Source organism: Dellaglioa sp. CoH-56-MRSF-12, assembly GCF_056782075.1.
The window spans coordinates 1-260 of sequence record NZ_JBXAYD010000116.1 but is presented as its reverse complement, the minus strand read 5'-3'; the positions used below and the strand labels follow the sequence as shown (position 1 = coordinate 260).

Sequence of the window (260 nt, the reverse complement as noted above, 5' to 3'; positions counted from 1 at the left end):
CGGCCAGCTCACCGAGAAGGTCCGCCGCAAGCCGTTCAGCGTCGTGCTGTTCGACGAGATCGAGAAGGCGCACCCCGACATCTTCAACTCGCTGCTCCAGATCCTGGAGGAGGGACGTCTGACGGACGGTCAGGGTCGCGTGGTCGACTTCAAGAACACCGTGATCATCATGACCACGAACCTCGGCACGAAGGACATCTCCGGCGGCCCCGTCGGCTTCCAGATCGAGGGCGACCCGACCACCGGCTACGACCGGATGC

General features: G+C 64.2%; 1 protein-coding gene. It reads left to right on the top strand.

The window, feature by feature from the left end; translation table 11 throughout:
• Positions 1-260 (top strand): AAA family ATPase (locus tag AC1RPY_RS07985; RefSeq protein WP_481763151.1); only part of this gene is annotated, 260 nt, incomplete at both ends.